The 5,256-nt window shown below is 63.8% G+C and carries 6 protein-coding genes; 1 reads left to right on the top strand and 5 read right to left on the bottom strand.

The features are described 5' to 3' along the window. Positions 1-187: 187 nt before the first annotated feature. Positions 188-841, top strand: a complete 654-nt coding sequence (locus tag WAN02_RS20750) for a winged helix-turn-helix transcriptional regulator (RefSeq protein WP_422266103.1) — start codon at positions 188-190, stop codon at positions 839-841. A gap of 141 nt (positions 842-982) precedes the next feature. Here the strand turns inward: WAN02_RS20750 and dnaB are convergent, their stop codons facing one another. The 5 genes from dnaB to rpsF all read right to left on the bottom strand — a co-directional run bounded on the left by dnaB (position 983) and on the right by rpsF (position 5,111). Further along, positions 983-2,791 carry a replicative DNA helicase gene (dnaB, locus tag WAN02_RS20745; protein WP_422266102.1) on the bottom strand — a complete coding sequence of 603 codons (1,809 nt, stop codon included), beginning with the start codon at positions 2,789-2,791 and terminating at the stop codon, positions 983-985. Between the two features lie 612 nt (positions 2,792-3,403). Beyond that, a complete protein-coding gene (gene rplI / locus WAN02_RS20740) occupies positions 3,404-3,862 on the bottom strand; it encodes a 50S ribosomal protein L9 (protein WP_422266101.1) in 459 nt (152 codons plus the stop codon). 31 nt (positions 3,863-3,893) lie between these two features. Further along, on the bottom strand, positions 3,894-4,148 hold the full coding sequence (rpsR, locus tag WAN02_RS20735) for a 30S ribosomal protein S18 (RefSeq protein ID WP_325686246.1): 255 nt from the start codon (positions 4,146-4,148) through the stop codon (positions 3,894-3,896). 34 nt (positions 4,149-4,182) lie between these two features. Then, positions 4,183-4,704: a single-stranded DNA-binding protein gene (locus tag WAN02_RS20730; protein ID WP_422266100.1), complete on the bottom strand. Its 522-nt coding sequence runs from the start codon at positions 4,702-4,704 to the stop codon at positions 4,183-4,185. 116 nt (positions 4,705-4,820) lie between these two features. Next, positions 4,821-5,111 carry a 30S ribosomal protein S6 gene (gene rpsF / locus WAN02_RS20725; RefSeq protein WP_325686250.1) on the bottom strand — a complete coding sequence of 97 codons (291 nt, stop codon included), beginning with the start codon at positions 5,109-5,111 and terminating at the stop codon, positions 4,821-4,823. Positions 5,112-5,256 lie beyond the last annotated feature (145 nt).

Below are 5,256 nucleotides of genomic sequence, written 5' to 3'. Positions count from 1 at the left end.
GTTGACGATCGTGGTGTCGACGCTGGTGACGAACACGCTGAAACAGATCACCGCCAAAGCGGCTACCGGATGATCACGCAACAGAGGAAAGCGACGGTGTCGAGTCATAGACAAGATAGTAAAGCACATAGATTGATACCTCAAGTTATTAGACATGAAAGGCGTCCGGGGCTGGTAAACTGGGGTTATGCAAACGCGGAACTACAACCAGAACTGTCCGATTGCCCGGGCGCTGGACGTTCTGGGTGAGCGGTGGACGCTGCTGATCTTGCGGGAGCTGGTCGGTGGGGCCCGCCGCTACGGCGATCTGCGCGTTGAGCTGCCTGGCATTGCCACCAATCTGCTCGCCGAGCGACTCAAGGCCCTGCATGAGGTCGGCTTGGTCGAACGCACCGATCTGCCTGCCCCGATCGGACGCACGGTGTACACGCTCAGCGACGAGGGATGGGAGAGGGTGTTGCCCATCCTGCAAGCGGTCGCATGGTTCGGCCTGGATCGGTTGGACCCGGTCGATGATGCTCCGGTGTCGCCGCTCAACGGGTTCCTGGCTGGCATTGTGTTGGCTTTCAATCCTTCTAACGCAGCCGACCTCGAAGCTAGTTACCGCGTCGAGATCGATGGCCGCCGTTTTGAATTCGCAATCACTGGCGGCCGCTTGGCCGCTGCCCGCGGGGAGCCTGCTGTGACGGTTTCTGCCAGCGCCGCGGATCTGGTCACCACGCGACTGGGAGAAACGTGCGCCGCGCGGATGGCTGCGGTGGGCCGCATCTCTTTCACCGGTGACCAGCAAGACATCGAGACCATGCGTCAGGTATTTGCGCTATCGGACAATCCTGAATGATCGGGCGTCACGATTGAGGGCCTGCGCAGCAGCAGAATATCGTTGCTAACTTAGCGTTCGTTGTTAAACACAGCTCTGCGTCTGTCAATCTTCGCTGCATCTCGACACCTACAACAACTACTACAACAGATGCTACTACTACTACCGCGCCATGTTGGCGAAGCGCGACAGGTGCAGCTGGTGCGCGACGGTCACCGTCTTGGTCGGACCGTTACGGTGTTTGGCCAGAATCAAGTCCGCCTCACCGCCGCGCGGATCGTCACGCTCGAATGCGTCGGGCCGGTTCAACAGAATGACCATGTCCGCATCCTGTTCTAGCGATCCCGACTCACGAAGGTCTGACAGCATCGGCTTCTTGTCGGTGCGCTGCTCGGGGCCACGGTTCAGCTGGCTGATCGCCACCACCGGGACTTCCAGCTCCTTGGCTAAAAGCTTGAGCTGCCTTGAGAATTCGGACACCTCGATCTGCCGCGACTCGACCTTCTTGCCTGAGGTCATCAGCTGCAGGTAGTCGACGACGACCAGGCGCAGATCGGCCCGCTGCTTCAGCCGCCGCGCCTTGGCGCGGATCTCCATCATCGTCAGGTTCGGCGAATCGTCGATATACAGTGGCGCCTCGCTGATTTCGCTCATCCGCCGGGCCAGCCGCGTCCAGTCGTCGTCGCTCATCCGGCCCGAGCGCATGTCGCCCAGCTTGATCTTGGCCTCAGCGGACAGCAGCCGCATCACGATCTCGGACTTGCTCATTTCCAGCGAGAAGATCACGCTGGCCATCCGGTGCTTGATCGAGCACGACCGCATGAAATCCAGTCCCAGCGTCGAGTTGTGGGTCGGGACCATGCCTCGGCCGGCCAAATACAGGTGCGCCGCGTTGTCCACCTGCACGCAGCGCACCGGAACACTGCTGACCGGGTGCACGGCGTCCACTTGCAGCACCGGAGCTATCAAGGCGGTGGCGCCCGTGCGCATCCCATTGCGCCCCATGGACCCCGCAGCGGAGATGGTGTCCAGGCCGCCCAGCAATTGTCCGGTGGTGCGAACGCCAAAAGCTGTTGGCCACTGATGCTCGGCATCGGCGACGATCACTGTGCCGTCAGAGAACTCCACCTCGAAGCACGGCCGGCCCAACATGATCTCCGTCGCGGCAACTACCCTCGTCGGCTTTCCATCGGCGCCAAGTAGCTCGTCACCGACCGCAACCTCACCCATCGTCGTCCAGCCGTCCGGCGTGGGCAGCGGTGTGTCCAGAGCCAGCGCCTTCCCGACTCCAGGCCTGGCCGCGACGATGACCATCTGACCGGCATGCAGACCGTTGGTCACCTCGTCGAGTTCGGTGAACCCTGTCGGCACGCCGCGAGCAATGCCGCCGTTGGAAGCGATGGCGTCGATCTCATCCATCGTCGGCTGCAGCAGGTCTTCCAACGGAACGAAGTCTTCGGACAGCCGTCGCTCGGTGACCTCATACATCTCGGCCTGCGCCCGGTCGACGACCTCGGCGACATCGGCGCCCTCGGCACCGGCGTAGCCGTACTGCACCACCCGGGTGCCCGCTTCCACCAGCCGGCGCAGCAGCGCCTTCTCGGCGACGATCTCCGCGTAGTAGCCCGCGTTGGCGGCAGTCGGCACCGTGGAGATCAAGGTGTGCACATACGGCGCCCCACCTATCCGGCGCAGCAGCCCGCGGCGGTCCAGCTCGGCGGCCACCGTCACCGCGTCGGCCGGCTCCCCGCGCCCATACAGATCCAGGATGGCGTCGTAGATGTTCTGGTGCGCGGGCCGATAGAAGTCACCGGGCCGCAGTTTTTCCAGCACATCGGCGATCGCGTCCTTGCTGAGCAACATGCCGCCCAGTACTGACTGCTCGGCCGCGAGGTCTTGCGGGGGCTGACGCCCGTAGTCCTCGCTTGGCGCATCCGTGCCCGGGCGTCCCAGATCGTCAACGACCGCCATACACTCCCGCTCCTCCCACCCAGCGTTCGAACGCACATTCGACACCGGTGGCTAGACGTTAGGTCACGCCACCGACACCGCCCGACTCAACCCGACCACCCGACTCACCCCCGAAGTTCGGAGGTCCCCCCACCCGGGCGCATCGACGGCCTCCGCCCTCGTGACCGACGTGACCCACGATCGGCGGGACTCCCACCGTGGGTTGTGTAATCGGTCTTCGAACGCCAGCATCACCTTGCGACGGGTCGACGTTAAAGGTTGCTGGCGAGGACGCCAAACGAGGTTGTTCATAGACCTGTGCATCGTGTGTGCATATCCGTCTGCGCCCGTGTTGAGGGGGTGTGGAGAACTTGTGGAGCAATATGCGCCGTTGCGACATCACTGCAGATAAGCGCACCACACACCCGCATGCTTTGTGTGGATGGGAATCTCTTCGGCGTGTCGTGGCGGGTTGCCACTTCGGGCGTGTTGTGTTTCACCCAATGATTACCGGCGTTAACGGACGGTAACGTTCGCTATGGGTAGCTGAGGGATATGAGTTCGCTATGCAAATAGCAATACCCCCGGGGGCAGCTGTTTCGCTGCCACCGGGGGGTATCTAGGTATCGACCGTTAGGCGTCTGCGACGACGTCGAGTGCGACTTTCACGTCGACGTCGGGGTGCACGTGCAGCGTGATCGGGTGGCTGCCGATCGCCTTGATGTGGCCCTTGGGTAATCGGACGACGCGCTTGTCGAGGTTGGGTCCGCCGGCCTTGCGGATCGCCGTGACGACGGCGCCGGCGGTCACCGAGCCGAACAGCTTGCCCGAGTCGCCGGCGGCCTTCACGGGCAGCGCGACGGCGCCCAGGCCCTCGATCGCGGCTTTGATTTCGTTGGCGTGCTCGAGGTCGCGCACCTGCTTGGTCTCGCGGGCACGACGGATGTCGTCCGCCTGCTTCTGGGCGCCGCGCGACGCGACGATCGCCAGGCCACGTGGAAGCAGGAAGTTGCGGCCGTAGCCGTCTTTGACCTCGACGGTGTCGCCGACGCCGCCGAGGTGGTCGACGTCGGCGGTCAAGATGAGCTTCATTGTTTCGCTGATTCCGTTCTACGTGTCGCGGTTACCGCGTCGAGGAGGTGAAGGGCAGCAACGCCACCTCGCGGGCGTTCTTGACCGCGATCGCAACGTCGCGCTGGTGCTGGACGCAGTTGCCGGTGACGCGGCGGGCACGGATCTTGCCGCGCTCGCTGATGTACGTACGCAGCAACTGGGTGTCCTTGTAATCGATGTCCTGGCCCTTTTTGGAGCAGAACACGCACTTGCGCGCCTTGATCGGCTTTTCCGGCGCCGGGCGCCGCTTGGTGGACTTCGCCATCTTGAATCTCTTTCGTTCTGTCGTTGAAAAGTTGTTAGAAGGGGGGCTCGTCGTCGCCGCCGGCGAACGAACCCGATGCGGGGGCACTGCCCCACGGGTCTTCGCTGGCCGCGCTGCCGCCACCACTCTGGGCCGGCTGGCGGGAGCCCCCGCCGCCGCCACCACCGAAACCACCGCCGCCACCGCCGCTGCGGCTGGCCTTGTTCACCTTGGCCGTGGCGTACTTCAGGCTCGGGCCGATCTCGTCGACCTCGAGCTCGACCACGGTGCGCTTCTCGCCCTCACGGGTCTCGAACGAACGCTGCTTGAGCCGTCCGCTCACGATCACGCGCGAGCCGCGGGTCAGGCTCTCGGCGACGTTCTCGGCAGCCTCCCGCCAGATGTTGCAACGGAGGAACAGCGCTTCGCCGTCCTTCCACTCGTTGGTCTGGCGGTCGAACATGCGGGGCGTCGACGCGACGGTGAAGTTCGCGACGGCCGCGCCCGACGGCGTGAACCGCAGTTCGGGGTCCGCGGTCAGGTTTCCGATGACTGTGATGACGGTGTCACCAGCCACAATGTCCTCCTGGCTCCGCCGTGAATCGGCGGTTGGTGGTCACGAGCATGCTGTCGCAGAGAGCCTACGCAACGACCACGACGCGTCGCGGTCATTCGCCCACAGGCTCCTGTCGACTAGTGCTTGTCGGTGCGCATCACCTTGGTGCGTAGCACCGACTCGTTCAGGCTGAGCTGACGGTCGAGCTCGGACACCGTGGCGGGAGCGGCTTTCAGATCGATCACCGCATAGATGCCCTCGGCATGCTTGAGGATCTCGTATGCCAGCCGGCGCTTGCCCCAGATGTCGACCTTCTCCACAGTGCCGCCGTCCTTGCGGACAACGTTGAGGAAAGTCTCCAGCGACGGAGCTACGGTGCGCTCGTCGAGGGTGGGGTCGAGGATGACCATTAATTCGTATGGACGCATGGGAACCTCATCACCTCCTATGGTCGTGTGCGGCCACGGCTCATTTCTCCGTGGCAGGAGGGTCGCCTGCGTCGGCAACCGTCACAGGCTACCGGACGGGGGCTGAGCTCGCGAAATCGTGCGCAGGCGCAGCGCTGTTTGCGGC

This window comes from Mycobacterium sp. (genome assembly GCF_049281135.1).
GTDB lineage: Bacteria > Actinomycetota > Actinomycetes > Mycobacteriales > Mycobacteriaceae > Mycobacterium.
Note: the sequence above shows the minus strand (reverse complement) of the source record. Positions and strands in the feature narration are given on the sequence as shown.

What these genes read in the sequence shown, in the direction of transcription:
- rpsF (WP_325686250.1), bottom strand. Translation starts at nt 5,111, where the DNA reads ATGCGTCCATACGAATTAATGGTCATCCTCGACCCCACCCTCGACGAG.
- rplI (WP_422266101.1), bottom strand. Translation starts at nt 3,862, where the DNA reads ATGAAGCTCATCTTGACCGCCGACGTCGACCACCTCGGCGGCGTCGGC.
- rpsR (WP_325686246.1), bottom strand. Translation starts at nt 4,148, where the DNA reads ATGGCGAAGTCCACCAAGCGGCGCCCGGCGCCGGAAAAGCCGATCAAG.
- WAN02_RS20750 (WP_422266103.1), top strand. Translation starts at nt 188, where the DNA reads ATGCAAACGCGGAACTACAACCAGAACTGTCCGATTGCCCGGGCGCTG.
- dnaB (WP_422266102.1), bottom strand. Translation starts at nt 2,791, where the DNA reads ATGGCGGTCGTTGACGATCTGGGACGCCCGGGCACGGATGCGCCAAGC.